At 57.0% G+C, this 24966-nt stretch carries 21 protein-coding genes; 9 read left to right on the top strand and 12 right to left on the bottom strand.

Annotated elements, in window-relative coordinates; genetic code table 11:
* Positions 1 to 215 precede the first annotated feature (215 nt).
* From HY010_03860 to HY010_03830, 7 genes are all read right to left on the bottom strand, one after another.
* Positions 216 to 2462 carry a hypothetical protein gene (locus HY010_03860; GenBank protein MBI3474841.1) on the bottom strand — a complete coding sequence of 749 codons (2247 nt, stop codon included), beginning with the start codon at positions 2460 to 2462 and terminating at the stop codon, positions 216 to 218.
* A 245-nt stretch (positions 2463 to 2707) separates the two neighbouring features.
* Positions 2708 to 4387 (bottom strand): M28 family peptidase, encoded by a 1680-nt coding sequence (locus HY010_03855; GenBank protein ID MBI3474840.1) that lies wholly within the window; start codon positions 4385 to 4387, stop codon positions 2708 to 2710.
* Between the two features lie 210 nt (positions 4388 to 4597).
* A complete protein-coding gene (locus HY010_03850) occupies positions 4598 to 4861 on the bottom strand; it encodes a hypothetical protein (GenBank protein ID MBI3474839.1) in 264 nt (87 codons plus the stop codon).
* Between the two features lie 262 nt (positions 4862 to 5123).
* On the bottom strand, positions 5124 to 6035 hold the full coding sequence (locus HY010_03845; protein ID MBI3474838.1) for an NAD(P)/FAD-dependent oxidoreductase: 912 nt from the start codon (positions 6033 to 6035) through the stop codon (positions 5124 to 5126).
* A gap of 358 nt (positions 6036 to 6393) precedes the next feature.
* On the bottom strand, positions 6394 to 6891 hold the full coding sequence (locus HY010_03840; protein ID MBI3474837.1) for a TlpA family protein disulfide reductase: 498 nt from the start codon (positions 6889 to 6891) through the stop codon (positions 6394 to 6396).
* Positions 6892 to 6990: 99 nt separating this feature from the next.
* Entirely contained in the window at positions 6991 to 8172 is a 1182-nt protein-coding gene (locus HY010_03835; protein ID MBI3474836.1) for an A/G-specific adenine glycosylase, read from the bottom strand.
* Positions 8173 to 8619, bottom strand: a complete 447-nt coding sequence (locus tag HY010_03830) for a nuclear transport factor 2 family protein (GenBank protein MBI3474835.1) — start codon at positions 8617 to 8619, stop codon at positions 8173 to 8175.
* Positions 8620 to 8858: 239 nt separating this feature from the next.
* Here HY010_03830 and HY010_03825 point away from each other — a divergent pair, with 239 nt between their 5' ends.
* The 7 genes from HY010_03825 to HY010_03795 all read left to right on the top strand — a co-directional run bounded on the left by HY010_03825 (position 8859) and on the right by HY010_03795 (position 15079).
* Positions 8859 to 9083 carry a hypothetical protein gene (locus HY010_03825; GenBank protein ID MBI3474834.1) on the top strand — a complete coding sequence of 75 codons (225 nt, stop codon included), beginning with the start codon at positions 8859 to 8861 and terminating at the stop codon, positions 9081 to 9083.
* A gap of 269 nt (positions 9084 to 9352) precedes the next feature.
* Positions 9353 to 9880 carry a septal ring lytic transglycosylase RlpA family protein gene (locus HY010_03820; protein ID MBI3474833.1) on the top strand — a complete coding sequence of 176 codons (528 nt, stop codon included), beginning with the start codon at positions 9353 to 9355 and terminating at the stop codon, positions 9878 to 9880.
* An 84-nt stretch (positions 9881 to 9964) separates the two neighbouring features.
* Positions 9965 to 10306 carry a histidine triad nucleotide-binding protein gene (locus tag HY010_03815; GenBank protein ID MBI3474832.1) on the top strand — a complete coding sequence of 114 codons (342 nt, stop codon included), beginning with the start codon at positions 9965 to 9967 and terminating at the stop codon, positions 10304 to 10306.
* 127 nt (positions 10307 to 10433) lie between these two features.
* Complete coding sequence (locus HY010_03810; GenBank protein MBI3474831.1) at positions 10434 to 10634, top strand: allantoinase; 201 nt, start codon at positions 10434 to 10436, stop codon at positions 10632 to 10634.
* 32 nt (positions 10635 to 10666) lie between these two features.
* Positions 10667 to 12853, top strand: a complete 2187-nt coding sequence (locus HY010_03805; protein MBI3474830.1) for a SpoIIE family protein phosphatase — start codon at positions 10667 to 10669, stop codon at positions 12851 to 12853.
* 183 nt (positions 12854 to 13036) lie between these two features.
* Positions 13037 to 13279, top strand: coding sequence for a hypothetical protein (locus HY010_03800; protein MBI3474829.1), 243 nt, complete (start codon positions 13037 to 13039; stop codon positions 13277 to 13279).
* A gap of 291 nt (positions 13280 to 13570) precedes the next feature.
* Positions 13571 to 15079 carry an ankyrin repeat domain-containing protein gene (locus HY010_03795; protein ID MBI3474828.1) on the top strand — a complete coding sequence of 503 codons (1509 nt, stop codon included), beginning with the start codon at positions 13571 to 13573 and terminating at the stop codon, positions 15077 to 15079.
* A 112-nt stretch (positions 15080 to 15191) separates the two neighbouring features.
* Here the strand turns inward: HY010_03795 and gdhA are convergent, their stop codons facing one another.
* The 5 genes from gdhA to HY010_03770 form a co-directional block, all read right to left on the bottom strand.
* Positions 15192 to 16562 (bottom strand): NADP-specific glutamate dehydrogenase, encoded by a 1371-nt coding sequence (gene gdhA / locus HY010_03790; GenBank protein ID MBI3474827.1) that lies wholly within the window; start codon positions 16560 to 16562, stop codon positions 15192 to 15194.
* Positions 16563 to 16792: 230 nt separating this feature from the next.
* Entirely contained in the window at positions 16793 to 17845 is a 1053-nt protein-coding gene (locus tag HY010_03785; GenBank protein MBI3474826.1) for a galactose oxidase, read from the bottom strand.
* A 111-nt stretch (positions 17846 to 17956) separates the two neighbouring features.
* Entirely contained in the window at positions 17957 to 18892 is a 936-nt protein-coding gene (locus HY010_03780) for a hypothetical protein (GenBank protein ID MBI3474825.1), read from the bottom strand.
* 94 nt (positions 18893 to 18986) lie between these two features.
* The gene (locus HY010_03775; GenBank protein MBI3474824.1) at positions 18987 to 20963 is read right to left on the bottom strand and encodes a M1 family metallopeptidase; all 1977 of its coding nucleotides are present in this window, start codon (positions 20961 to 20963) and stop codon (positions 18987 to 18989) included.
* Between the two features lie 258 nt (positions 20964 to 21221).
* Positions 21222 to 21692 (bottom strand): DinB family protein, encoded by a 471-nt coding sequence (locus tag HY010_03770; GenBank protein MBI3474823.1) that lies wholly within the window; start codon positions 21690 to 21692, stop codon positions 21222 to 21224.
* A gap of 77 nt (positions 21693 to 21769) precedes the next feature.
* Between HY010_03770 and HY010_03765 the strand changes: the two genes are divergently transcribed.
* Both HY010_03765 and HY010_03760 read left to right on the top strand, forming a co-directional pair.
* On the top strand, positions 21770 to 22756 hold the full coding sequence (locus tag HY010_03765) for a tetratricopeptide repeat protein (protein ID MBI3474822.1): 987 nt from the start codon (positions 21770 to 21772) through the stop codon (positions 22754 to 22756).
* Positions 22756 to 24558, top strand: coding sequence for a CRTAC1 family protein (locus HY010_03760; GenBank protein ID MBI3474821.1), 1803 nt, complete (start codon positions 22756 to 22758; stop codon positions 24556 to 24558). The genes HY010_03765 and HY010_03760 overlap by 1 nt, the downstream gene beginning before the upstream one ends.
* The last annotated feature ends 408 nt before the right edge of the window (positions 24559 to 24966 follow it).

Below are 24966 nucleotides of genomic sequence, written 5' to 3'. Positions count from 1 at the left end.
TGCATTACTCCTTAAATTTAGGTTGTGTAGGAAATCGCTGTCGTGCAACTCGGATGAATGAGCTGAGATTCAATTTCGTACAGCTACGTCATTGGAGTAGTGCAGGGGCAGTTGGGATGTGCAGGCATTGTCAACTGATTGTTAAAGATTGCTGACAAATGAAGTGTGATGTTTCAGGGTTCTAGCGGCGGAGACGCCGCACTTCCGCGGGCGGGTTACTTCTGGCCTTCTGCAGCCGTTTTCTCTCCCGGCAGTGCTGCATAGAGAGCAGGATCGGCGCAGACTTCGTAGTAGCGACGGTCCGTCCAGTGCAGAAGAGAAAAATCGCGAACATCCACCTGCGCGACGCGGCTCTTTCGAATCGCAATCTTGCGAAACGCTCCGTTGGCGAGAGGCACGGTGCCGACCAGGAGTTCTCCCTGATCGTCGAGCCACTTCTTTTCTGAGGTGGTGCTTTTAAGATTAACTTTCCAGGGTGCGAGAGAAATTTCCTGTCGCAGCTTTTCAAATGCCGGCTCACTCAGGCAAATTCCTCCCACGTTGTAGTTCATGGTGATGTCGTCGGAACTGGAACCGCCGTCAGAATCTGCGTTGGCGCTGATCTGCAAACGGTAAACACGGAACAGGCCCGCATCGGGCGCGAGCTTTTTGCGGACCCGCTTGTTGCAGGAGGAAAGGCGGTCGCTCTCGTTGATCGCGTCGGAGATCATGATGCGATGATCGCCGTCCATCAGATAGAGAGGCGCGGAATCCTGATAGGCGATGCCGAGGCCAAGTTCCATCTGCGGCAGTCCGGATCGCTCCAGCAATTCGTTGTAACCGCGCACAAGGCTCAGAATTTCCCATGCCAGTACGCAGGCTCGGCTCACCGCCAACATAGCTTCGCCTTCGCGTTCCAGTAACGAGACGATGATGGCGTCCCCTTCGAGAAAAACTTTGCCGGCGTTGTACTTGGTCAGCAATTTGTTGACCGGCTCGTAGAAATTCAGACTGAAGTAGGACGCCGCGTTCATGCCCTTTTCCATCAGGGAGCGCGTCAAGATCGAGGAGTCGCGCACGTCGGCCTTCAGGATGACGTGATGATGGACTCGATCTTCCGAGACGCGCTGGTCCTCAGGGGGCAGGAACTCATAGAGCATGCCGTTCAGGCTGGAAAGTTCGCGGACTTTTTCGTCCGAGATCAGGTTGATGCTGTCGAGGCCGCTGGTGATGGCTTCGAGTCCGCGCCGGTCGCGGTGATAGCAGAACAAGTCGCGCAGAAGCCGGGCGCTGATGCGTGAGCGTTCCGGACCGCGTGCCGATGCAACGCGTCCGATCGCGGCGTGCAAGCGGTCGGAGGGAAGTTTTCCTTCGGCAATGATTTTTTCGACGCGGGCACATTCTTCGCGCGAGATCAGCGCGTTCTTCAGTTGCTGCGGATTCACTCTCGGCGTGTATTCGCCCAGCAGGGCGACCGCTTCGTAGGATGCGATGACGTAGTGAAGAACATTTTCCTTCTGCAGTACGCGCGTCCACAGATCGAGGCGGTCTTTCGCGCCGCTGTCGTTGCTGGCGGCGTCGGTTGAATCGCCTGTACCCACCAGCGTGGCGGCATTTTCAGGCACGTTCAGCGCCTGCTCCAGCAGCGTGTCATCAGACGGTAGTTCGTACCCAAGGTCGCGAAGAAAATTCAGCGCGAGCTGACGAAGTGTATAGAACGTATCCGGATCCTTGTCGAAGTTTCCGAACATGTAATAGTGCTCGGCGCAAAGATAATCGTCGCGGCCATCCTCGGTGAGGATCAGTGGATTCAGAAATAGGCGATAGCAATCGTTGGCAGTTTCTCCGAAGAGCGAACGGCGGGTGCGTGCGAGAGTTTCTTTTTCAATTTCCCGCAACAGGCGAAAGATTTCCTGTCCGGCTTTGCGCTGGATGATTTTTTTGCGCACCTGGAAACTGGCGACCAGTTCCTGGGTCTCCATCATCTTGGCCTGGCGCAGGCCTTCCAGAGACTTCGATTTCATCCGGCATTGCTCGAGGATACGTGCGAATTGCGCCTGCATTTCTGTACGGATGAATTTGAGGACGGCGAGGCGTCCAAGGACATCCACCGAAGGATTACCCGCAACCTTGGCGCGATTCAGGATGGCCTGGTGAATCGAAACCAGCAACGCCTTGAGATCACTGGCGCCCGCCTTGCGGGCCTTCGACGGGCCTTCGACGGGGTCGCGTTGAAATGAAGCGCGCGAAGCCGTGGGCGTTTCCATTTCGAAGAGCGCTTCGACTCCGCCAAATAGCCGGATGTAGCGGGCCAGATGCGCACCCAATTCTTCCGTCACTCGCTGACTCAGGTGGACGTCGTAACGAAGATTGTCGACCCCCAATTGGAGGTCGTTAAGAATCAGAACGAGCGATTGAAACTGGAGATCGGGGCGAGGCGCCGGTGCGGAAGATCCAAAGCGGAAGATAGGGAGCTTGGGCATCGGCCGTTGGTTGCAAAGCAGAGGCGCGATGCAAGCTGGATGCGTGGAGGCCCACGCGGGCAGCCAGCTTGCAACTCACTGAATCTGCAACACTAAGGGCAAGGTTAGCATGGGGTGAGGGGCGTTCAAAAGTTACCCTAGTTTGGCGGACTTCCGGGCGTCTGGGAAGCGTGACGTCCCTTGCAGGACTCGCTCGTATGATGTGGCGTTCCCGACACTTACGTGCCGGCCCCTACGGTCCAGTTCTACTGGCTGGACAGGCGGGCTTTTTCAAATTCGTCGCCCTTTTTCCAGGTGACCTGGGCGGACTGGTTGGCCGCTTCCCATCCCAAGGCGAAACCGAAGCGAGCCATGGCGGCGTCGGAGGTGTAGTCCATGCCGGGATGGTACTCGTCGCTGGGCTGGTGATAACGGTGCGCGGTGTAGTCGTCGTTCTGCGCCAGACCCCAGGCTTCGTCGTGATGCTTGAATTTCATTCCTTCGTTGATCGAGAAGGCGGGGATGCCGACGCGCGCGAGGCTGAAATGGTCGGAGCGATAGAAGTGTCCGGCTTCAGGACGGGCGTCCGGGCGGATCGTGAAGCGGAACTCGGTGGCCAGCGATTGCACGACAGGATAGAAACTGGTGCGCTCGGCGCCGGCGACTTGCACTTCTTCTGGAGAACCAAGCGGCTTCACGTCATCGAAATTGAGATCGAGTTGAATCTTGCTCGCGGGAATCGGAGGATGCTTGCCGAGATATTCGGAGCCCAGCAGTCCTTGTTCTTCTGCGGTGACAGCGGAAAACAGAATTGAGCGGCGCGGCTTCTGTCCAAATTGCGCGTAGGTGCGGGCGAGTTCCAACACGATGCCGCAGCCGGTGGCGTTGTCCATCGCGCCGTTGAAGATGTTGTCGCCTGACATTTCGGGACGAATGCCAAAATGGTCGTAGTGTGCCGTGAACATCACCGCTTCGTCTTTGAGTTGAGCGTCAGATCCGGGAAGGATCGCAACCACGTTGTTCGATTCGAACGGACGAACCTTGCTCGCCATATGCGCGCTCAAGTGAACATTCAGCGGGACCGGTTTGAAGTCGCGCGAACGGGCGTCGGCCATCATCTTGTCGAGATCGAGTCCCGCGGATTTCGCGAGGCTTCGGGCGATGTCGAGATGAATCCACGACGCCGCCTGCAGTTTCGGCGTGCCATCGAGTTTGAGATACGACTTCTCGCCGGAGTTCGAATTGCGGACAACCTCCCACGGATAGCTTGCCATTTCCGTCTTGTGGACGAGGATGGCTCCGATTGCGCCTTTGCGAGCGGCTTGTTCGTACTTGTAAGTCCAGCGCCCGTAGTAGGTCAGGGCTTTGCCGTGAAAAATCTTGGGATCATCGTCCGGCTGGTTGACCAGCATGAGCAGGACTTTGCCTTTAACGTCAACGCCTTTGTAGTCGTCCCAGTTGTATTCGGGCGCCTCGATGCCGTAGCCGACAAAAACAATTTCGGCGTCGATATCGGATGAGGGCTGCTGCGTCTGATCGTAGGCGACGTATTCGTCGAGGGGCTTGAGTTCCCGAGGCTGGCCGCTCGCCGGGACAAGCGAGAAACGCGTGTCAGCGCCGGGCGTGATGCCGACCATTGGCACCTTCTGCATGTAACTGCCCTTATCGCCGGCGGGCTTCAATCCGTAGAGAGCAAATTGCGTGGCGATATATTCGGCGGCGAGGTCGCCTCCCCGTTGTCCAGTGCCGCGGCCTTCGAGAAGATCGTGCGACAGGAAGCGGACGTGCGTCTCAATATTCTCCGGCTTGATGGCCTGAATGGCGGCGACCGCCGGACTGGCCAGGCGATGAGGAATCGACGGAGGACGAGACGGCGTAGGCTGAGCAGTGCTCATGGCAGCCATGGACAGGGCAGCGGCGAGCACAACCATGCGGCGAACAATCATGCAGAAACCCCTGAATTTATCGAAATCGGATGTGGACCGATTGTAAAGGATTGGAGTGCGGGAGCGAGTTACGGTGGTAGTACGGCGGAGGAAATCAAGACCTTGCACTGCCGAGACGCAAATGGCGCCGAGCGAGAGGCCAAAGGGGGTAGTTGGTGCTAACGCCTGTTAACGTCAGCGGCGAGAAAGCGGTGAAACCGTGCTGCCTCCTCATTGCTTCGTTGGATGAGTAAACACGATCAAACCAAACCACACCGCAAAGACCGAATAAACGATTGCCCCCGCGACGATGTCGCTGCCCCTGGACGCCCCACTGGCGATTGCCTTCCACACAGTGAGCCCCACGATACCGAAGTGGAGGAAGTTGCCGAGTGCTACCGGACGCGCATAAATACCGCCGATGAGGATGTCACGGGCCATCCAGTTCAGAACGGCGAACCCCAGATACAGCGCACCCACAACTTGCAACAGCAAGACACCTAGTCGACACCTAGTCCACTCGAACGCGCCCCATAATGGGCCAGAATTTCCTGCGGCATAAAAGAAGCTGCAAGCCCCAGAATCCCAAGAAACAACGAGCTTAGGCGCATGAGCATCTTCGTATGCACGGGATGGCTTCTCCAAAATGGGGTTTGAAATCTGATTACACCCCGAGACTAACAGCCTTCTGCGACGGTGGTTGACGTAACATCGCGATTACACTCATTGACCGCACCCCAGGATCTGGCGATGGCTGCTAACACGCGGGCTGAGCCAGAGTAAGGGATTGGTGAGCGGAAATTCCCGCCATAACTCCATCAGCAGCGGCCCACGAGGCGTTGTGCCCCGGACGGGCTGCATCGCCCGCAGCGTAAACACCGCGTACGGTGGTCTGCTTATCCGCACCCGTGCGGATAAACGGCCCAGACGGGCCTTCTTCAAATTCGCAACCAAGCTGTTCAGCGAGCGGGCTGGCCATACGGGTGCAAGGGCTGATAAAGACTGCATCGACGGGAGTGATGCGCCCGTCGTCCAGGCGGAGCCCCGAGAGAGCCGGTGCGTCTCCGAGCAGGCCAACCACTGGTACGTCTTCAACTGAAACTCTGCGTGTGCGTAGCCTAGCTAGTTGCTCAGGGCTCAATGTAAGCACGCCGTTGGTAAAGAGTGTGACGTGCTCGCTCCAGTCCGGGAGAAGCATTGCCGTCTGTAAAGACCGATCATTAGCCGCTAGAACGCCAAGGCGTCGTCCCGCCACTTCGTACCCATGACAGTAGAAACAGTGGAGCATGCTAATGCCCCAGCGCTCCTGCAACCCTGGAATAGTTGAGAGATCGTCACTCACGCCGGTGGCCAGAATCAAGCGAGAGGCAGTGTGCACCGTGCCATCGGCCGCTGTGACGGTATATTCCTTACCGATGCTGGCTGCATCGGTTGCCAGATCTCCGGCGAATGAAACGGTACCGTAGGAGAGCAGTTGCGACCGTGCGTTCGCGAGCATGGCTGAAGGCGGCTGTCCATCGTGGCCGAAAAAGCCGTGAGCGAATCGTGCGAAACGGTTGCGCGGCTTTCCGGAATCTAAGACCAGCACGCGCCTGCGCGCGCGCGCCAATTGAAGAGCGGCAGACAAGCCCGCAAAACTGCCCCCAACAACGATTACGTCATAACTCATGGCAACCCAGATTTCGGGAACAACGTCACCGATTCCCGACGATTGTGGACCATTTCTTGGCAACTCGACAACTAGGAACCTTGCCTCGTAGTTGGCGAAAAATCGCCATATCACCAACAACTGGCACGAGCGAACCGGGCGAGGTCTTAGCTCGTGTGATCGCCAGATCATGGCATGGATCGCAGCGGTGAACCGCTGCGCCACCCAAAAGCAAGCCCAGGTTCGTTGTGGACTCGTCGAGCATTGACGCCTGAACGCGAATCGCGAGCGAAAGGGAAACGCGGCAAGCCGCGTCTCTACCGATTGTTTCTTTTCCTTGTTAGGTGGTCCCGCGACCGCGGGATTAGTTTTTAGAGCCTCAACCAGCGCGGAAGTCGCGGACTTCTTCTCCGGGCTTGAAGAGCGCTGGTGGCGGGGTCTTCTGCAGGTCTGATAGTTTGCGGTTCAGGTCTTCGACGTCTTTCTTCACCCATCCAACGCTGGAGATTTCAATTTCGCCGTCCTGTCCGATGAGGAACCAGGTGGGGACGTTGGTCAGGCCATAAGCATTCGAGACGGCATAGCCCTTGGGATCGTCGAGTAGAGTCGGGAAGGTGATGCCGTACTGCTTCAGGAAACTGCCGGTGTTGCGCTTGTCGTCCTGCGAAATGCCGACGATGGCGATGTTCTTATCGCCGTGGGCCTGGTGGAGTCGTTCAAAAAATGGAAACGCGTACTGGCATACCGGACACGAGATCTTGAAGAACACGGCCACCACCGGACCCTTCTTCAGTGCGTCCTGCAAAGAAAAGGTTGCGCCATCAACAGCGCTCAGGGTGATATCCGGCGCTTTCGTTCCGGCGGACAATGCGGCCATGCTTTTGGAACCTCCGAAAATGCGATCGAGAAAAGTCATAGGAGCAGGTGCCAGGTCTTAGGTGTCAGGTATCAGGAACTCTTGTTAATCCCCGTTCCTTTAGATGATCCCGGCTGCTTTTAGGATTTTACGCGTCAGGCCGGTGATGGGGAGATCGGAAATTTTTGCGATTGCGACCCACTTGCCATGGGTGGCGCGTCCGCGGACTACGTGGACGGTGTAGTTGGTGGTGGTGATGGAATGGCGAAAGGTTCTCCAGGGGGCGGCGGAGAGTCTCTTTCGCCCGTTTGGGGCTTTGTCATGACCCGCCGGTGACCCACGGCTTGCGCCGTGGGCTGTAGGCTTGCGCCGCTTCGCGGCTGGCTTGGCGGATCGGGTTGTGGAGTTGAGAGCGTCGCCGTTAGTTGCATCGACCTTGGTGCCTGCGCCGGACTTGGATCGGGAAGCGACCGTCGGAAGTGCCTCAGGTAACTCCCACATGCCGGCCATGAGGGACACGTTCGCGGGGCGCTGGATCAGACGAAGGCGTTGGCCGCGTTCCTCCAGCGTGTACCAGATTTCTTTCTTGGACTGGCCTGACTGCAGTTGGGTGCGTGGGACTTCGCCTCGTGTCGCACACCACTTGCGGATCGGACAGACATTACATTTCGGTTGACGGGATGTGCATACCAGTGCACCCAGTTCCATCATGGACTGGTTGAAATCTGCGGGGCGTGATTCTTCGAGCAAGGCCTGTGCCTGCTGCCAGAATTCTTTTTTCGTTCGTTGGCGGCCGGCGATGCGTTCGAGGACGCGTTCGACGTTGCCATCCACCACCGCTATCGGTTCGCCGAAGGCAATGCTGGCAATGGCGGCGGCAGTGTAGCGTCCAATACCGGGAAGAGACTGGAGGGCGAGCGACGTTGCAGGAAAACAGCCGCCATTTTCTTCCACGAGTTTCTGCGCGCACTGGCGCATCATGCGAGCGCGACGGTAGTAGCCGAGGCCGCTCCAGGCGGCGAGGACGGCGCTTTCGGGAGCGGCGGCCAGCGCTCTTATGTCGGGAAAGCGCTCCAGAAAAAGACGGTAGTGTTCGAGGACCGCGGCCACGCGTGTCTGTTGCAGCATGATCTCGGAGATCCAGATGCGGTAGGGATCCCGGGTCCTGCGCCACGGAAGATCGCGATGATTGGCGTCATACCAACGGAGAAGAGCGCGACGGAAGCTGGGGAGGTTCTTGCCAAGTGCGGGAGGCGCGGCACGCTGCGTCTTTACGGATGCAGTTGTTGGTGACGCTGACATCTACGGTTGGCTGGCACTGTGCGCGATGACCATCCATCCGGACTTGTGTTGATGCCACACGGTCATCATGTGTTGCGGGGACGGGATCGGCTGGCCGGCGGCAGTTCCGTTCAGGGTGATGCTGTAGGTCACGATGAAAGTCGGGCCATTCATTTCGGTCTTCATGTCACCGATGGAGTAGTCAGTCAGATTCCATTGGCGGTACTGCTCAAGGGCAGCGGCGCGATCGAGGGATGCTCCCGGGGCGACTCCTACGTAGTTGGACGCAAGAATGCGTTCAATCTCGGTTCCATTGTGGGCTTGAATCTGCTTCCAGAAAATACGTTCCAGAGCTTCGCCGCCGGTGGCTTCTGAGAATGTGCGAGCGGGACGTTCTTTAGCGATAGTGCAGGCCAGTCCGAGCATCAAAGAAAGAAGGAGCGGAACCGCTGCGAGCCTCAGGCGCATGCGGAGATTGTAACTTAAGGTTAGAGGTGAGAGGTCGAATTGCGTAGGTAAAAGCCTCACAAGGCGGGACCGCATGGCTCCGGGAATTCTAACCTCTGCAATCTGACCTCTCACCTTTGACCTCAATGGTGGCGGATGGGATTCGCGGGCATTGACCCGGCGGGAGTGGGACACGATAATGAAAGTGCCTGGTGACCGCGACAACCGCGTGACGACTGACATATTCCGGCAGGACACGTATGACCGAATTCGACCGCAAGGTGGAAGACGCTTCCGCACGCTTCAATCGCTCGGTAACGAATATCGCCGAGACCCTGGAGAAAGAGACTGCCAATCTGGTTGTCTATCTCAACGACGAAGTGGTGCCGGCAGTGCGCACGCATTCCTCGAAGGCGCTGCGGACGGCAGCCGTGAAACTGGCCGAGTTCGCGGACTATCTGGAAACGCAATCGAAGCACCTCTGAGGTTTATTCCCAATCAACGTTGGGGCGTCGCGACTTCTACCCTTTTTCTGCTGGTGGTTACGGTTCTGCTCAGCGGTTGCGGGGGACACAAGAAGACGCAAGTTCGCGTGCCTTCGCCGCCCACTCTGCCAGCGCCGGCATCGACAACCGGAAATCCCCCAAGTGATTCGCCGACCGTCGCCGATAACGATAGAAATCAAGATAGCGATGATCAGGACGAGCGCCTCGCGGTTCCGGCGGGAACTAAGCCCGTCTTTGAAGAGACCGGGATGGCGAGCTGGTATGGCGCGCCGTACCACAACCGGCGCGGGTCAAACGGCGAAGTCTACAACATGCATGCGATGACTGCGGCGCATCTGACGCTGCCGCTGGGATCGATTGTGCGCGTGACCAACGTAAAGACGGGACACGCAGCGGTGGTGCGCATTACGGATCGCGGACCATTTGTCGAAGGACGCATTCTCGATCTGTCGCTGGCTGCGGCGAAGGCGCTCGATGTCTATCAGCCGGGCGTGGCACGAGTCCGACTGGAAGTGTTGCAGGTTCCGGCTCCGCTGGATACGGGCGGGCGCTGGGCGGTCCAGATCGGTTCCATCGGCGAAGAGAAGAACGCGACAGACTTGATGGAGCATCTACAGCGTCGGTATCGGACAGCGAAAGTGCTGCACTTTGCGAGTCCGGCGGGTGGATGGTGGGTGCGAGTGCGCGTATTAGACGATGATCGCGAACGCGCACAAACACTGGCACGCGAAACGGAAACTTCCGAGGGCGCGGTGTTTCTGGTTCGGTTAGACTAGCAGGACAGGCACCAAAGGACGCGTTTGTACCTTCCCCCAGGCCACGTTGAAAGGGCCCCAACATCTTCCAAGGATGGACGTGCTATGGCTGATTGTTTGTTTTGCCGCATCGTGCGCGGCGAAGTTCCTTCCAAAAAAGTCTATGAAGACAAACACACGCTCGCATTCGACGATATCAACCCACAAGCTCCCACCCACGTGCTGGTCATTCCGAAGAAGCACATCGCCGGACTGAAAGAAGCTAGTGCTGAAGATGCAGAACTGGTTGGCTATTGTCACCTCGCAGCGGCAGAGATTGCCCGGCAACGTTCGATTGAGAATGGATATCGAACCGTGCTCAACGTCGGTCCGGGAGCGGGACAATCGGTCTTTCATATGCACGTGCACCTGCTGGGGGGAAGACCGCTGCATTGGCCGCCGGGGTAGGTAAAACAGTGGCTAGTGGTTAGTGGTTGGTGACTAGCAAAAACGCCCTTGATCGCGGCGGTGGACTGGTACGCCACCCAAAGGGCATTTCTCTGCGATTGCAAATCTCTTGGCTTACAATCTACGGATGGCAAACCTGACGCTGGTGTATGGTCTGCGCCTTTTGCCGGCGGACGAATTGACCGAAGTCGGAGACGCGACCTTGAAGTTGAAAAATGGGCGCGAGGCCCATGTCACCATGCATACGCTGGAGGGCAGTAAGGCCGAGATCGAGAAGCAGTTAAAGACCAGCCTGGAAGCCTTTTTCGATTTTTATCCAGAAATCTGAACACATAGTGATGCGCTGACATCGGCGCCTGTATGAGACTGGTACCACTCGAAATCGAGAGCAAGCTGCGGGACGCCGGCCTGTGGCCTGATTCCCGCACAGCGCGTGCCGGTGTGTACGTGCTTGCCCTGGATATCGTCATATTTCTCGTCCAGTTGTTGAGTGGGCATCTGAGCCCAGCCGTCGCGAGCAGCCTGGGCGGCTGGGTCAGTTTCCTGAGTGGGCTGGCGATTCTCCTGTTCACCATCGTTGGGTTTCGCTGGCTTCGGTCCCAGATGTTATGGCGGCTGCGCAACCGGCTGATCGTGACCTACGTTTTTATCGGGGTGATCCCGGTCGTCTTGTTGGTAGTGATTTCTACCGTCACTCTTTACCTGCTCGCGGGACAGTTTGCCAGTTTTGTGGTCACGTCGGAAATGACCAGCCACTTGCGCAGCATGGAAGCGGCGAACCGTGCTATCGCCAATGAATTGAGCACGCAGTTCGATGGCAACCAGCGGCCGACGGGTGAAACCATCGCAGGAATGCGCTCCCATGATGCCGACTGGTCGCGGCGCCAGGTCTGCGCCTGGCACGGGAAACAGCTGCCGCCAAGTTGCTCGGGGCCTGCAGGTACGACTGCGATGTCATTTCCAGTCTTCCTGAAAGAAGACTTTCGCGAGATCGTACGCGACCACGATCACCTGTACCTGCGAGCGGCGAGCCAGGCAAAGACGAAAGCGGAGCCGGTTTACGTCGTGTCCAGTGAGCCCCTGGATCGTTCCCTGATGGAGGAAATTGCCAACAACCTCGGGGAAATCACGCTTTACGGGACGGTTGAAAAGCCGGCAGCGCCTGCGCCATCGACCGCTCCCCCACCCAGTCAAGCAACTGCGGATCCAAAACGCACCGGGCTTGATATCAGCCAGGGGCAGCCCAAAGTCACGGTTTCGGGCGAGACGCACCAACTTGGGCAGACATTCATTGCCGGAACGGTCCCGGCTTCGTCGAGCCTGTTCGATCGTGAAATCACCTTTGGCACGCCCCTGTCAGTGGTTGACTGGGGTGGCACGACCGGCGAACGGCAACGTGCAGGAGCGCTGGTGCGCGTACAAACGCGGCCGTCCATTCTTTACGACCGGCTGTTCGCGGCCTTGGGAGACCTTGCGCGAGGCGTCGAATACATCCTGCTGGTTGTGGCGATCGTTTTCGCAATCATCGAACTCCTGGCTCTGTTCATCGGAACACGGTTGACGCGCAGCATCACTTCGGCCGTCGCTCAGCTTTACGAAGCTACCAAGCACATCAACCGCGCCGATTTCAGTCATCGCATCCAGGTCAAATCAAACGACCAATTGGCGACGCTGGCCAATTCTTTCAATTCGATGACGGCTTCGATCGAGAAACTGATTCTCGATCAAAAAGAAAAGCAGCGGCTGGAAAACGAACTCGCGATTGCGCAGGAAGTGCAAGCAACACTGTTTCCGCAGAAGATTGAGCAACTGGAAAGCCTGGAAGTGCACGGGTTCTGCCGTCCGGCGAGAACGGTGAGCGGCGACTACTACGATTTCCTGTCGCTGCATTCGGACAAACTGATCCTGGCCGTAGGCGACGTCAGCGGCAAAGGAATTTCCGCGGCGCTGCTGATGGCGACCATCCATTCGGCGGTACGCGCGTACAGCCTGGAAGGTGTTCCCCTGCTGCGAGAGCCGGTCGCGGCAGGAGTGGCGGGCGGCGCCGATCTGATGCTCGCTTCGGAAATTAAAGGGGCGGAAGCATCGTCGGCGAATCTGCTGGGGCTACTGAATCACCAGCTTTACCACAGCACGCCGCAGGAAAAGTACGCGACGTTGTTCTTGGGAATCTACGATGGAGCCGACCGTCGATTGACCTACAGCAATGCCGGACACCTGCCGCCGATTCTGATATCGGAAGACGGCTCCTGCCAGTACCTGACGTGCGGCGGAACGGTGGTGGGATTGTTTTCGGATGTGCAATATCCAGAAGCAACCGTGCAACTTCGGCGCGGCGATATTTTTGTGGCCTACAGCGACGGCGTCACGGAACCCGAAAACGACTATGGGGAATTCGGAGAACAGAGACTGCTTGACCTGGTCCGCGAAAATCGGCACCTGCCGCTCGCAAGGATTACAGAGATTGTCACTGCCGCGGTCGATGACTGGATCGGCGACAAGGAACAGCCCGACGATGTGACGCTGGTGCTGGCGAGGGCACGGTAGGGCAGCCGTTAGCACTCAGTCGCTCCGCACTCAGAAATAGCCCTTAGCCACTGGGCTTACCCCTTGTGAGGCGCCTCACTCGCCGAGGTGCTGTCTGTCACTGTGCACTCCATTTTCGCGGCCTTTAATCGGTTTGAATCCAGCAGTCAATCCTCCACTGGAAGGGCGCGGGTGAATCCCATCATGACGGACCAAGGCGCAAAGATTGAATGTCCATTGTGTGAAGGCCACGGCACACTGACGCATGCACAGTTGTCGGATCAGGTAGCGCTACCGGAACTCCGCAAGAGGCTCGATGCACGCATCGCCAAGATTCTGGAAGAAGCAGAGCTGACCGGCGTGGGTGCTCCCGTGCGCAATTTCGAACGGGAAGTCCACCAGTGGAATCCGGCGTTGCCGATCTGGCGGCGGAGTCCGAAAGAATAGAAATCTACAGACCTGCCCGCGTTCGAGCGGGCGCAACTGGCAATGATCGTCCCATGACATGGAATCATCGTGCCAGCGAGGCGGATGGATCGAATCGGATCCATCCGTTCTTCTCGTTCGTGTGTCTTGCGGACTTTGCGCGATCGGGCAACGACTCGCTATACTTCTCTAGCGCACAAGGGCGCATCCGGTCCGCGGAAAGGGATTTTCCCACCTCTTCGAATCCTGCAGTTGCTGGACCTTCTTTCAGCCCGTTATGCGGACGATGGGCACGATTTGAAAGGAGGTCGTATGCCGACCCAATCCGAAGTTGTCCGCCACAATCTTGAGTTCTACCGCAAGCAGGCGAAAGCGCTGCTCAGAGCCAGCAAGGCTGGCGATTCCAAAGCAACGCAACGTTTGCACCTTTACTCGCCGAAACTGAAAACTAGCGCAGTCCCCGCGCTCCACGATGCACAGCTAGCCGTCGCCCGAGAGCAAGGCTTCGCGAGTTGGCCACGCTTCCGGGCGTTCCTCGTCGAATCAAACCTGAATTTTCAGGAACTGGTAGCCGCGTTCATCGACGCAGCCGTTTCTGACTTGCAACGCGCGGAGGCACTACGCGTAGCAAATCCGAAGGTTGCCAATGCCGGGTTCTATGTGGGACTGGTCCTCGGAGATCATGTGCTGGTCGAGCGCACAGTCACGGAAACGCCGGCGCTTGTCAATGCAAAGAGCGGTCCGCAAGACTGTGTGCCGCTGCTCTACGTCTGTTTTTCCCGTTACGCCAATGGGCAATCCGTGCGGTCTGCGGGCCTGTTAGCAACCGCTCAAGTCCTCTTGCGTCATGGCGCTGATCCGAATGCCTCTTTCACGCCCGAGGATTTGCCCGACAATCCACTTTCCTGCCTATACGCGGCAAGTGGCATTAACAATAATCCTGCGCTGACTTTGGCGTTGCTGGAAGCGGGGGCGAACCCGAACGACAACGAGTCTCTTTACCACTCGACCGAGCATCACGATCTAGCCTGTATGAAGCTGCTGCTCCGGCACGGTGCAAAGGTTGATGGATCCAATGCGCTCAAGCACATGCTGGACCGCGAAGATAGCGAAGGACTGCAACTTCTACTGAATGCGGGCGGCGACCCGAACGAGACCAACGAACAGGGCAATACCGCGCTGCACTGGGCGGTCTGGCGTGGGCGAAGCGTCAAGATCGTCACGACCCTGCTTGATCACGGCGCCGACCTGAATGTCCGACGACACGACGGACGGACCGCCTATGCGCTTGCCGTCCTAAGTGGTCAAAAAGAGGTGGCCGCATTCCTGCAATCGCGCGGGGCAAAGACAGACCTATCTGCGCTCGATCAATTCGTCGAGCAAGCGGGCCATGCCGGTGATCCACTCGCGGCTCTGCCTGGTGTGAGTTCCCAGCCTGGATATCAAAATCTGATCCCGCACCTGGCATCCGTTCACAACACGTCGGCCGTCCGCGGGTTGCTGGCAGCCGGCCTGCCGGTCGATGCTCGAGGAGAACACGGCGGCACCGCCCTGCACTGGGCTTCCTGGAAGGGATACGCCGATCTGGTGAAACTGCTGCTCGATCACCACGCGTCTCTGGATATTAAGGACCAGGCGTTTCACGCGACTCCGTCGGGATGGCTGCATCACGGAACGCGAAACTGCGGCGAACCGGGCGGGGATCATGCCGAAGTCGCTCGGCTACTGATTGCGGCGGGGGACTCCATGAAAGACTGCAACACGCCAACGGGGAATGCGGAGGTAGACGCCGTCCTGCGGGAACACAAGCTACTTGAATAGAGAGACGAGGCAAGCCCCGTCTCTACGGATGAAGTTCGATCGGGCCGCCGCCTCGCCGGGGATGGTGTGGCTGCGGCCCGTTTTTGCTAAATGCCAGTGCTAGTGCCGTTCTCTAAACCAGGCCCTGGTCCAGCATCGAATTGGCCACTTTCAGGAAGCCAGCGATATTGGCGCCGTTCACATAGTTGCCGGGCGTGCCGTATTTTTCGGCCGTTTCAAAGCAGTTTTTGTGAATGCAGATCATGATCTTGTGGAGACGATCGTCCACTTCTTCACGCGACCAGGAGATGCGCATGCTGTTCTGTGCCATTTCCAGTCCTGACGTGGCCACGCCGCCGGCATTGGCTGCCTTGGCAGGACCATAAAGGACTTTCGCTTCGAGGAACAGTCGTGTGGCTTCGAGGGTGCTCGGCATGTTCGCTCCCTCGCTGACCACATAGACGCCATTCTTAATGAGATTGACCGCGTCTTTTGCGTTGATCTCATTCTGCGTGGCGCTCGGGAACGCGCAATCCGCTTTGATCGCCCACAGCCAGTTGTGATCGAGTTTCCGGTCGGTCGGGCTGTAGATGGCGCTTCGGAATTTCTCCGTGTACTCCTTGATGCGTCCGCGACGATTGTTCTTCAACTCCATCACGAAGGCGAGTTTCTCCCGATTGATACCGTCAGCGTCGTAAATCACGCCGTCGGAGTCAGAGAGAGTTACCGGCTTCGCACCCAGATCAAGAAGTTTTTCAACTGTGTACTGCGAGACGTTGCCGCTGCCCGAGACTAGACAAGTCTTGCCTTCGAGGGTCTGGTTCCGGGTCTTCAACATTTCCTGGGCGAAGTAAACGCAACCGTAGCCGGTGGCTTCGGGACGAATCAGCGAACCGCCCCAAGCCAGGCCCTTGCCGGTCAGGACGCCCGAAAATTCGTTGCGCATGCGTTTGTATTGTCCAAACAGGAAACCGATTTCGCGGCCGCCCACGCCGATGTCGCCCGCGGGCACATCCGTGTTCGGCCCAATGTGGTGCGCCAGTTCGGTCATGAAACTCTGGCAGAAACGCATCACTTCGTTGTCGCTCTTTCCCTTGGGATCGAAATCGGATCCACCCTTGCCGCCGCCCATGGGCAGCGTAGTCAGCGAGTTTTTGAAAACCTGTTCAAAGGCCAAAAACTTCAGGATGCCGAGATTCACTGACGAGTGGAAGCGCAGGCCTCCTTTATAAGGTCCGATGGCGCTGTTCATTTCGATGCGGAAACCACGGTTCACTTGCACGTTGCCGCGGTCGTCGAACCAGGGGACGCGGAACATCAGGACGCGTTCGGGTTCGGTGATGCGTTCCAGAATTCTTGCTTCCTGATACTCAGGATGACGGTCGAGCACGAGCCGCAAGGAGTCGAACACTTCCAGGACGGCCTGGTGGAATTCAGGCTCGGCTGGATTCTTGGCTTTCACGAGACTCATGGTTTGAGAAATGTATTCCGCCGCGAGATTCATTTTGGGCGGTTCCATCACGGTAGTCATGGGCTGTAGCCTCCGAATTTTTTATTTTGAGAATGACAGAATGTCAGTCGTCAGGGACACCGCAAGAAGTGCGGCTGCGAACATTGAAAGCCTGCGGGAGAAGCTCTGCCGTGATAGGCGTCACGCCCAATCGTGACGCAGTCGCGCTGTGCTTTGGGCACGCGAAAACCCCTATCCATCCACCCGTCCGGGCGGCAGACAGGTTACTTCGCGGGAGAGGTTTTTACAATGGCAACTTTGGCCGTAACTTGCTGGCCTTTTTCCATGCCGCCCACGATTAACAGACCCCGGCGGGTTACGAGAAGACCGCGGGCATCCATTACCGGATCGGGAGTATTTTCGCTGATCGTTTCCCACTTACCGCTCTTCAAGTTAAAGGCAAATGTCACCGGGGAAGGCTCGGAAGGCTGTCCGTTATAGCCAATGCCATCATAGTTATAAGGATTGTCGGTGCCCCCTGAGAAGTAGATCTTATTGTCGGCGGCGCCGGCCGCAATGCGATATCGGGCTGAACCGGGATGTTCGGGCAATTTGGTCCATTCAATCTTGGTGGGATCGGCCTTCGCGATCTTGCCGATCCAGCATTCGCTGGATGCAATGTACTTGGGGTTCGGGCCGTTGGGATTCTTGTACGCACCATCCACGTAAACAATGGTGTCGCCAACGACTGTCCCGGAATGCCCGAACACCGGTGTACCGGGGATAGGTGTTCCTTCCATCCATTTATTTTTCTCGGTGTCGTAGATCTGAACCTTGCGGGTCGGTTCGGTCTTTGACCATCCACTTACCAGGTAAACGTAGCGCTCTCGATAAACGCCGACTACGGAATCGTCCACGGGAGTCGGAGTATCCTCGCCGCGATACCAACGATTCTCGTCGGGGTAATAAATGTTGACGTCGGGAACGGTCACTTCTCCACCTTGGCCATCGACGACATAACCACCGATCAGAACGATCTGGTCACGGAATGAAGCGGCGGAAGCAGCGAGGCGTCCGGCCACTCCGGGAACCGATCGAACTTCGGTCCACTTGCCGGTGGGGAGGTCCAGGGAAAAAACCTTGTTGGAAATATCGTTCCACGTCTTCTTGGCGCCGATACCCATGAAGGAAAGAATTCTGGACTCTTTACCAGCGTGAGTCATGACCACAGCATTGTTGGATAAGGCGACGGGCAATGGACTGAGCTTGGTCTCTTCGGCGGCTTGAAGCGCCACGGCCAACAGAAGACAGAGCAGCGCTGGACGAAGTTTCTTCATTGGGGAGATTCTAGCAGCGCGGAGGTCATGGCAGAACCGCGCTTGGTGTCTTCCTTCGACCAGCGGGCGCACGATGCCCCCGCGACAGGCGGAGGGACGCCGGCGCTACGACTACTGCGGTGGCGGCGCTATGGTCAATAATGGGCTCGAAGCTGGCGCGACTGGCACTGGAACCGGCAACGTCAGAGGTGCAAGAAAACGGCGCTGATACCAGATCATCTCGCAGGCTCGCTGCCAGAGACGCGTTCCGAATCCGAAGAGGACGACCAGTTCCAAAATCAAAAATGTCATTTGGGACCGCGCCGGAGGCATCTTTGCCCAGATGTAGAGGCCCAATGCCAGTACGAGCCATCCGACCAGAGAGATGCGGAAGTACATCCAGAACAAGGATCCGAAATTCTTGAAAGTGAGTTTGAAGGCGCGGCCTGCGTTGCGCCACATGCGTGTTTCTTCTTCGACGACAGCACGGACCTGGGCCATGTCGAACCACAGGCGGATGCACATCAGGACCAGTATGATCAGACCGAGTCCACCGAAGAGAAGCCAGAATCCGGTCTTTTCTTGTGCGGCACTCATCATCATTGTGGTCGGCTTATCGGTCACCACTTTCAACAACATCAGGGGCGGAATCATCACGATGACCATCATGACCAGCAAGCGCGCCCAGCGCCAGAAATAACTGCCCGATGCTTCAAAAAACTCGCGAGTGGTGAGCGTGCGGCCGGAACGATAGGCTTCGAGAATTCCGCCGGTCAAAAAAAGAACGATCACGAAAAAGAGCAGGCTGAACGACATCGAAACGCCGGCAACTTCGAAGAGCTTGACCTCCGGATTCGATTCCAACGCCGAGTACGTGCCATAGTCGAACATGGCGGTGAGGCGCAGGGACTGCAAGCTGTGATCGGTGAACCCTTCCAGCTTGTGCGTGATCGCGCCAGCGGAAAAATGCCCGAGCACGAGGCTGATTGCAAACATGAACCAAAGCACGCGCTGGTACTGCCAGACGCGGGAGAATCCTTCACGCAATAATCCGGGTTGATCGGTCATAGGTCTCAGTTCTCAGTAGGCTCCGCGCTTCGAGCTATGGGCTGCGAGCTAACCATTCCGCGGCAGCGTATTAAGTTGCTCGAAGCTCGTGGCTCTATGCCAGCATCGACAAACATTGCGACAGCATCTGCACTACCCAGGTCCAGTAGTTGATGATCTTCCATTTCGCGCCGCCGTCTTCTTTCTCGACATAACTGTTGTTGAAATAGTTCCGGTCGAGGAGGACGGCGTGTTCAGGATCAATTTCTGCCGAGACTAGTTTCGCTTTCTTGTCATAGGTATAACGCACCCAGCGATCCTTGCCGTCCCAGTGTTCGGTGACTGATTCGCCGTTGTCGAACTTGATCACAACATCCACCGGGAAAATAAAATCGCCTTTGCGATGAACGATGACCATGGTGCGATACATCGTCTCGCCTTTCTTTTCGTCTGGCTGTTTTTCCACATACCAGTCGAGACGGTCGGAATGAGCGCGCATGATTTCATAGTCCAGGACGGCAGTACCGTACACGGCCTGATCGAAATACCAGCGCAGATTTTGGCCGCTGACTTCTTCGACGGTCTTGAGAAAATCTTCCTTGGTGGGATGCGTGAAGCGGTACTTCATGAAGTAGGTGTGAATCGCGCGCTTCAGCGTTTCCGCACCAATCACTTTTTCGAGCGTGTATAAGACGGTCGCGGTCTTGCCGTACGTGATGTTGCCATACGATGAGCCATTCACGTATTGATAGGCAAAACGCGACATCGGATCGAGGTCGGCGGCGGAAAGGTAGCCATTGCGTTGCTGCGAAACGTCGTTTTCCGTAATGTGCCACAAATCCATCGCGGAATTGTCTTTGCCAAAAATGTCGTCGAGGATCTTGCACTCGGTATAGCTGTTGATTCCTTCATCCAGCCACGCATCTTCAAACTCGTTGGAACCGACCATGCCGTACCAGTACTGATGTCCGAATTCATGCTCGACGACTTGCTCGACGAAGCGCAGACCGTCGGGCATCCACCAGGTGGTGTCGCCAGTGATTAATGTCGGGTACTCCATGCCGCCGGCACGAAGGTTGCCGGGATCGACCACAGTGATCACCTTATAAGGATAGGGGCCATACCATTCGTCGAAGCGCTTCAAGGCGTCCTGCATGATGCGCATATGACGATCGGCCTGGCTCACATGGCCGGGTTGCATGAGCAGGCGAATTTTCACCTTGCCCATGCTGCCATTGAAGTCGCTCTCGAAAACCTTGTAATCAGGCTGGGCGGTCCACGCGAAGTCGTGGATGTCTTCACCACGGAAGACGAGGGTCTGGGTGCCATCGCTGTTAGCGGCTTGGCTGGTCAGAACTCCACTGGCGCCGACGACTTCGTTCTGCGGCACGGTGAGCTTTACGTCATAGGTGCCGTAGTCGGCGAAAAATTCGGTGTTCGCGTGGAACTGATGGCAATTCCACGCGCCCTGCCACCAGACGCCAACTTTCGGGAACCACTGCACGCCCATCATAAAGTTTCCGTCGTAGCCAGTGCGGGCGAAGACTTGGCCGAACTGATCGTGAAAAGTGATCTTGAATTGGACGGAATCGTTGGGCGCAACCGGGCGTGGCAGTTTGACCTGGAACACAGTGCGATCGTCCGGGTTGCCGTCATCCGGCGATACGAATTTGATTTGCGAGGTGAGGTCGCCCATCCCGACAACCTCCAGCGATTTCACTTCAGCGGAGGCTTTGTATTTTTCTTTCCACTTGAATTCCGAGCGGTCGCGACGCTCTTCCTTCAGAAACGTCGAAGTTGGGTTAAACGCGTTCAGATAGAGATGGAATGGAAAAGTGTCCTGGGGCTGGCCGGTGAGATTGCGATACGTCAGGATCTCGGTGGCGTCGACGGTGTGCTTCACGGCGTCAAAGCGAGCGTCGATCTGATAGTCCACGACGCGCTCGGACAACGCCTTGTCGGCGAGCGTGGCGATCGGCGCCGGAGCGGCGGGTGCGGTTTTGGGCGCGACAGCCGGAGCAGAGGCCGCATACGCCGAACACAAAAAGAATGTCGATAACAGCGTCACGGATGAGATTTGGGACAAGCGCATGTAGTCGCGTCCTTAAACGGAAAGGGTGAATTGCGAAGCTTACACCTTCGCGTGGCGGGATTGGAAGTCGAAGTGGGTCATCCGCGGTGGATCAGTGCAAACGTGCCCACTCCGCGGAGCGCGATGCCCGCGATGGCGGTTCCGATGGCGAGGTCTTCAGTCGTGCCTCCGGCACTTGAGAGCCGTCATGAATTCCTGACCCGCCAGTGAACTGGCGGGTTATTTTCGGGCGTCCCTTCGCCCTCTGACCATGGCCCTTTACTTTACGTGGCCTTGTCGGACGGCATGAACGAAATCAGTGTAGGCGGGTTGAAGTCCGGCGGCGCGCATTTCCAGGGCGACTTGTCCGCGGTGATAGGCCGAGTGCATCAAGACGTGGGTGAGGATGTCTTCGACACGGCTCGACCAGGGCTCTCCCTTGCTGTTGTGGTACTCGATGGCTTGCTCGAATCCGGCGGGACATAAACCGGAAAGAAACTTGGTCCACGAGGCAAGCATTTCATCGGCAAGGGCGAAACACTGGTCGATGGTCGAGGCAGGCCAGACGGCAACACTCTGATGGACTCCCTGCATCCGTTCGAACCAGAGTTTTTGAGCGGACAGCGTGTGGGCAAGCAGGCGCAATACTTTTTCTGGCGGGGGAACTATCGAGCGCAGTGCGGACAAGCACTCGCGAGTAGCCCAGTCATCGTAGTGGAACATCTTGAGATAGTGCTGATTGGTATTCACTGCCAACTCTCCGTTTGAGTATTCGCAAATTGCGGTGCGCCTTGGAAAGGCGATACGATGACCAGCAGAGGCAGGTCATGGCTTTCCGCGTCCGGCGCGCCATATTCTCAGACGCTGCGCTTGCCATCCCAATCTTCTTGATGCTCCGAGCCCCGGTCCTCGTTTCAATTATTCTTGCGGTGTTGTGCCCGGCGGCCGCGGCGCAGACGCAGGCAGAGACTCGCGAGCACATGTTGCACCTGGTCGAGGACGGAAACGTGCAAGCAGCGGCGAGACTCGGCGAACAAGCCGTTATGAAGTGGCCAGAGGACGGCGAGATTCATCATTGGCTCGGTTTGGCGTACTTCAAAACGGGACAACTGGCGCTTGCGCAATTGCAACTCGAACGGGCTCGCGACCTCAATAATAAAGATTCGCGAACGCATTTTGACCTCGCGCTGGTGTACCTGAGTGGACTGAACTATGTGGGCGCAGCGAACGAGCTTGAGACAACCGTCAAGAGCGAACCTTCGAACGCGCTGGCGCACGTGTTGCTCGGCCGCGCGTACTTGAATTCAAACCGCAGCGTACAGGCCATCGACGAGTTCAAGTCAGCACTCCGCATTGATCCGGCAATTCGCCTGGGCCACTATCACCTGGGATTTGCTTATGGAAGCCTCGGACGCACCGATGAGGCGATCGCGGAGTATCGGATCGAGTTGCAGAAATCGGGCGAACATCCTGAACTGATCTACCAGCTTGGGCATTCGTTGTGCGAGTCGGGAAAGCATGAAGAAGCAATTCGCTATCTGCAACGTGCGTCGGAGATGGACGCTCAGAATCCCGATGTCTGGTACAACTTGGGAAAGGCGCAATTGCTCAATGGACAACCCGCACTGGCCGAACCATCTTTACGTAAGGGAATTGTGTTGAATCCAAAAGATCCGAGCCTTCACTATCAACTGGCCCGCGCCTTGGAAAAAATGGGTCGCGGCGAGGATGCGCGCGCAGAACGGGAACGATTTACAGAACTCAAAAAGGCACAGACTCCGACTTCGGGAATGGCCACCGGACGCGATCAATAATGAGAAGACGCCTGCGACCTCTGATGGCTTTTGGATTGGCGATTGCACTATCCAGCAGCGTATCCGGCCAAACGGTTCAGTCTGCCGCGCAAAAGAAGACGGCATCTGCATCGTCGAAAACCGACGCAAAGGTGCCCGTCGCGCGACCAGCGACCCAACCATCGAAAATCCAGTCGAAAGACTTGTTCGTAGATGTCACGCGAGATGCGGGCATCAAGTTTCATCTCATTTGTGGCAGCAAAGAAAAGTTGTACATCCTGGAAACACAGTGCGGCGGTGCGGCCGCGTTTGACTATGACAATGATGGCTGGATGGACATCTTGCTGGTGGACGGTTCGACGATCGAAGACTATCGCGCGGGCAAATGCCATCCGCCGCGACTCTATCGCAACCAGCACGACGGCACATTCGTGGACGTATCCGCGAAGTCGGGACTGAACTTCTGCGGCTGGGGCTACGGAGTTGCGGTGGGCGACTTTGACAACGACGGCTGGGAAGACGTCTACATCAGCGGCTTTCACGGATCGGCGCTCTACCACAACAATCACGATGGCACGTTCACCGATGTCACCTCCAAGGCAGGCGTCGCGAACGCGGATCGCTGGGGAACGAGCGCGGCGTTCGGCGATTACGACCATGATGGAAATCTCGATCTGTACGTCGCGGACTACGTCGACATCGACATCAATGACCTGCCTAAGTTCGGGGATGGACCGTTCTGCCAGTACCGGGGGATTCCGGTGAATTGCGGTCCGCGCGGATTGAAGGGCGACCGCGACCGCCTTTATCACAACAATGGCGACGGCACGTTCACAGACGTCACGGAAAAACTTGGCATCGATCCTGACAAGTATTACGGGCTCGGAGTGCTGTGGCTCGACTACGACAAGGATGGATGCCTTGACCTGTACGTAGCGAACGATTCATCACCGAGCCTTCTCTATCACAACAACTGCAAGGGTGGATTCACGGAAACAGGCGCTGAAGCTGGCGTGTCCTACAGTTCTGACGGACGCGAGCAGGCGGGGATGGGGATCGATGTCGCCGACTACGATCGCGACGGTTGGCCTGACATCGTCAAGACGAACTTCTCTGACGATTCGAACAACCTCTACCACAATGACCACAACGGCGAGTTCACCGACAAGGCGGGAGCATCCGGAATTGGAAGCATCAGTATTCCTTATTTGGGCTTTGGCGTGAAGTTTCTGGATTTCGATAATGACGGATGGCCGGATCTTTTTGTCGCCAACGGACACGTCGATCCACAAGTGGAAGGTCAATCGTTCGGAGTGGGATACGCTGAGCGTCCATTTCTGTTTCGCAATTTACAGAATGGAAAGTTCGAGGAAATCGGACAGCAGGCAGGAAAAGCACTCCAGCAAAAGTATGTCGGCCGTGGAGCGTTGGTCGCCGACTTCTGGAATCGCGGCCGCCAGGATTTGCTGATGACAAATCTGGATGGCTCTCCCGTTTTGTTGCGCAACGAATCAAGCACGCCCGGTCACTGGCTCCGCATCAAGACCATCGGAGCGAAATCGAACCGCGACGGCTTCGGAGCGAAAGTTGAAATCACCGCAGACGGACTCATGCGCAGCGCCGAAGTTCGTGCCGCAGGCAGCTTCGAAAGCTCAAATGATCCGAGGTTGCATTTTGGACTGGGGATGGCAACGACGGTCCAAAGCATCGTGGTTCGCTGGCCGAGCGGGCAGGTTGACAAGATCGGACCGACAACAGCGGACCAGGAACTGATAATCAAAGAGGGAGAAGGACTGGTTGAGAAACGAGCGGCGGTTCAATAAGTCGCACCTGTTGCGTAGAACGTCCCAACACAGGATTGAGTACACATCCGGGAATCACATCCGAAACATTCTTCGTATAGTTAAGCGAATCTATTGAATTCAGTATTTTCGGATTGACTTCGCCTTCCGATCCTCATATTGTTAACGTCCTCGATGACTCTAACTAATTGAAAATGATTATGTTTATCTTTGGCTTCCCAAGTGCCTTTAGTAACGCAAGACTGTCGCTGTGGGGCTGTCTCCTGGGCAAGCCAAGTAGCTTGAGTTCAGCAGGCGTCGGTCAAAAGAATCAGTAAGATAGCTTGACAAGAGATGACGCCAAGGCGCAGAATTTTGCGACTTCAAGGCGGCCAGATAAAGAAACAACAAGAAAAGTGTCAAGTGTCAGCCCAATTCCGAAACGGCATT

It is taken from the genome of Acidobacteriota bacterium, assembly GCA_016196065.1.
GTDB lineage: Bacteria > Acidobacteriota > Terriglobia > Terriglobales > Acidobacteriaceae > Acidiflorens.
The sequence above is the reverse complement of the archived record's forward strand: the minus strand, read 5'-3'. Positions and strand labels throughout refer to the sequence as shown.

Excerpts from the sequence above, each read along its gene's own strand:
- HY010_03775 (MBI3474824.1), bottom strand. The coding sequence starts at position 20,963 with ATGCGCTTGTCCCAAATCTCATCCGTGACGCTGTTATCGACATTCTTT.
- gdhA (MBI3474827.1), bottom strand. The coding sequence starts at position 16,562 with ATGAATCTCGCGGCGGAATACATTTCTCAAACCATGAGTCTCGTGAAA.
- HY010_03855 (MBI3474840.1), bottom strand. The coding sequence starts at position 4,387 with ATGATTGTTCGCCGCATGGTTGTGCTCGCCGCTGCCCTGTCCATGGCT.
- HY010_03810 (MBI3474831.1), top strand. The coding sequence starts at position 10,434 with ATGGCAAACCTGACGCTGGTGTATGGTCTGCGCCTTTTGCCGGCGGAC.
- HY010_03825 (MBI3474834.1), top strand. The coding sequence starts at position 8,859 with ATGACCGAATTCGACCGCAAGGTGGAAGACGCTTCCGCACGCTTCAAT.
- HY010_03840 (MBI3474837.1), bottom strand. The coding sequence starts at position 6,891 with ATGGCCGCATTGTCCGCCGGAACGAAAGCGCCGGATATCACCCTGAGC.
- HY010_03835 (MBI3474836.1), bottom strand. The coding sequence starts at position 8,172 with ATGTCAGCGTCACCAACAACTGCATCCGTAAAGACGCAGCGTGCCGCG.
- HY010_03830 (MBI3474835.1), bottom strand. The coding sequence starts at position 8,619 with ATGCGCCTGAGGCTCGCAGCGGTTCCGCTCCTTCTTTCTTTGATGCTC.
- HY010_03860 (MBI3474841.1), bottom strand. The coding sequence starts at position 2,462 with ATGCCCAAGCTCCCTATCTTCCGCTTTGGATCTTCCGCACCGGCGCCT.
- HY010_03765 (MBI3474822.1), top strand. The coding sequence starts at position 21,770 with ATGGCTTTCCGCGTCCGGCGCGCCATATTCTCAGACGCTGCGCTTGCC.
- HY010_03785 (MBI3474826.1), bottom strand. The coding sequence starts at position 17,845 with ATGAAGAAACTTCGTCCAGCGCTGCTCTGTCTTCTGTTGGCCGTGGCG.
- HY010_03780 (MBI3474825.1), bottom strand. The coding sequence starts at position 18,892 with ATGACCGATCAACCCGGATTATTGCGTGAAGGATTCTCCCGCGTCTGG.
- HY010_03805 (MBI3474830.1), top strand. The coding sequence starts at position 10,667 with ATGAGACTGGTACCACTCGAAATCGAGAGCAAGCTGCGGGACGCCGGC.
- HY010_03845 (MBI3474838.1), bottom strand. The coding sequence starts at position 6,035 with ATGAGTTATGACGTAATCGTTGTTGGGGGCAGTTTTGCGGGCTTGTCT.
- HY010_03795 (MBI3474828.1), top strand. The coding sequence starts at position 13,571 with ATGCCGACCCAATCCGAAGTTGTCCGCCACAATCTTGAGTTCTACCGC.
- HY010_03760 (MBI3474821.1), top strand. The coding sequence starts at position 22,756 with ATGAGAAGACGCCTGCGACCTCTGATGGCTTTTGGATTGGCGATTGCA.
- HY010_03820 (MBI3474833.1), top strand. The coding sequence starts at position 9,353 with ATGGCGAGCTGGTATGGCGCGCCGTACCACAACCGGCGCGGGTCAAAC.
- HY010_03815 (MBI3474832.1), top strand. The coding sequence starts at position 9,965 with ATGGCTGATTGTTTGTTTTGCCGCATCGTGCGCGGCGAAGTTCCTTCC.
- HY010_03800 (MBI3474829.1), top strand. The coding sequence starts at position 13,037 with ATGACGGACCAAGGCGCAAAGATTGAATGTCCATTGTGTGAAGGCCAC.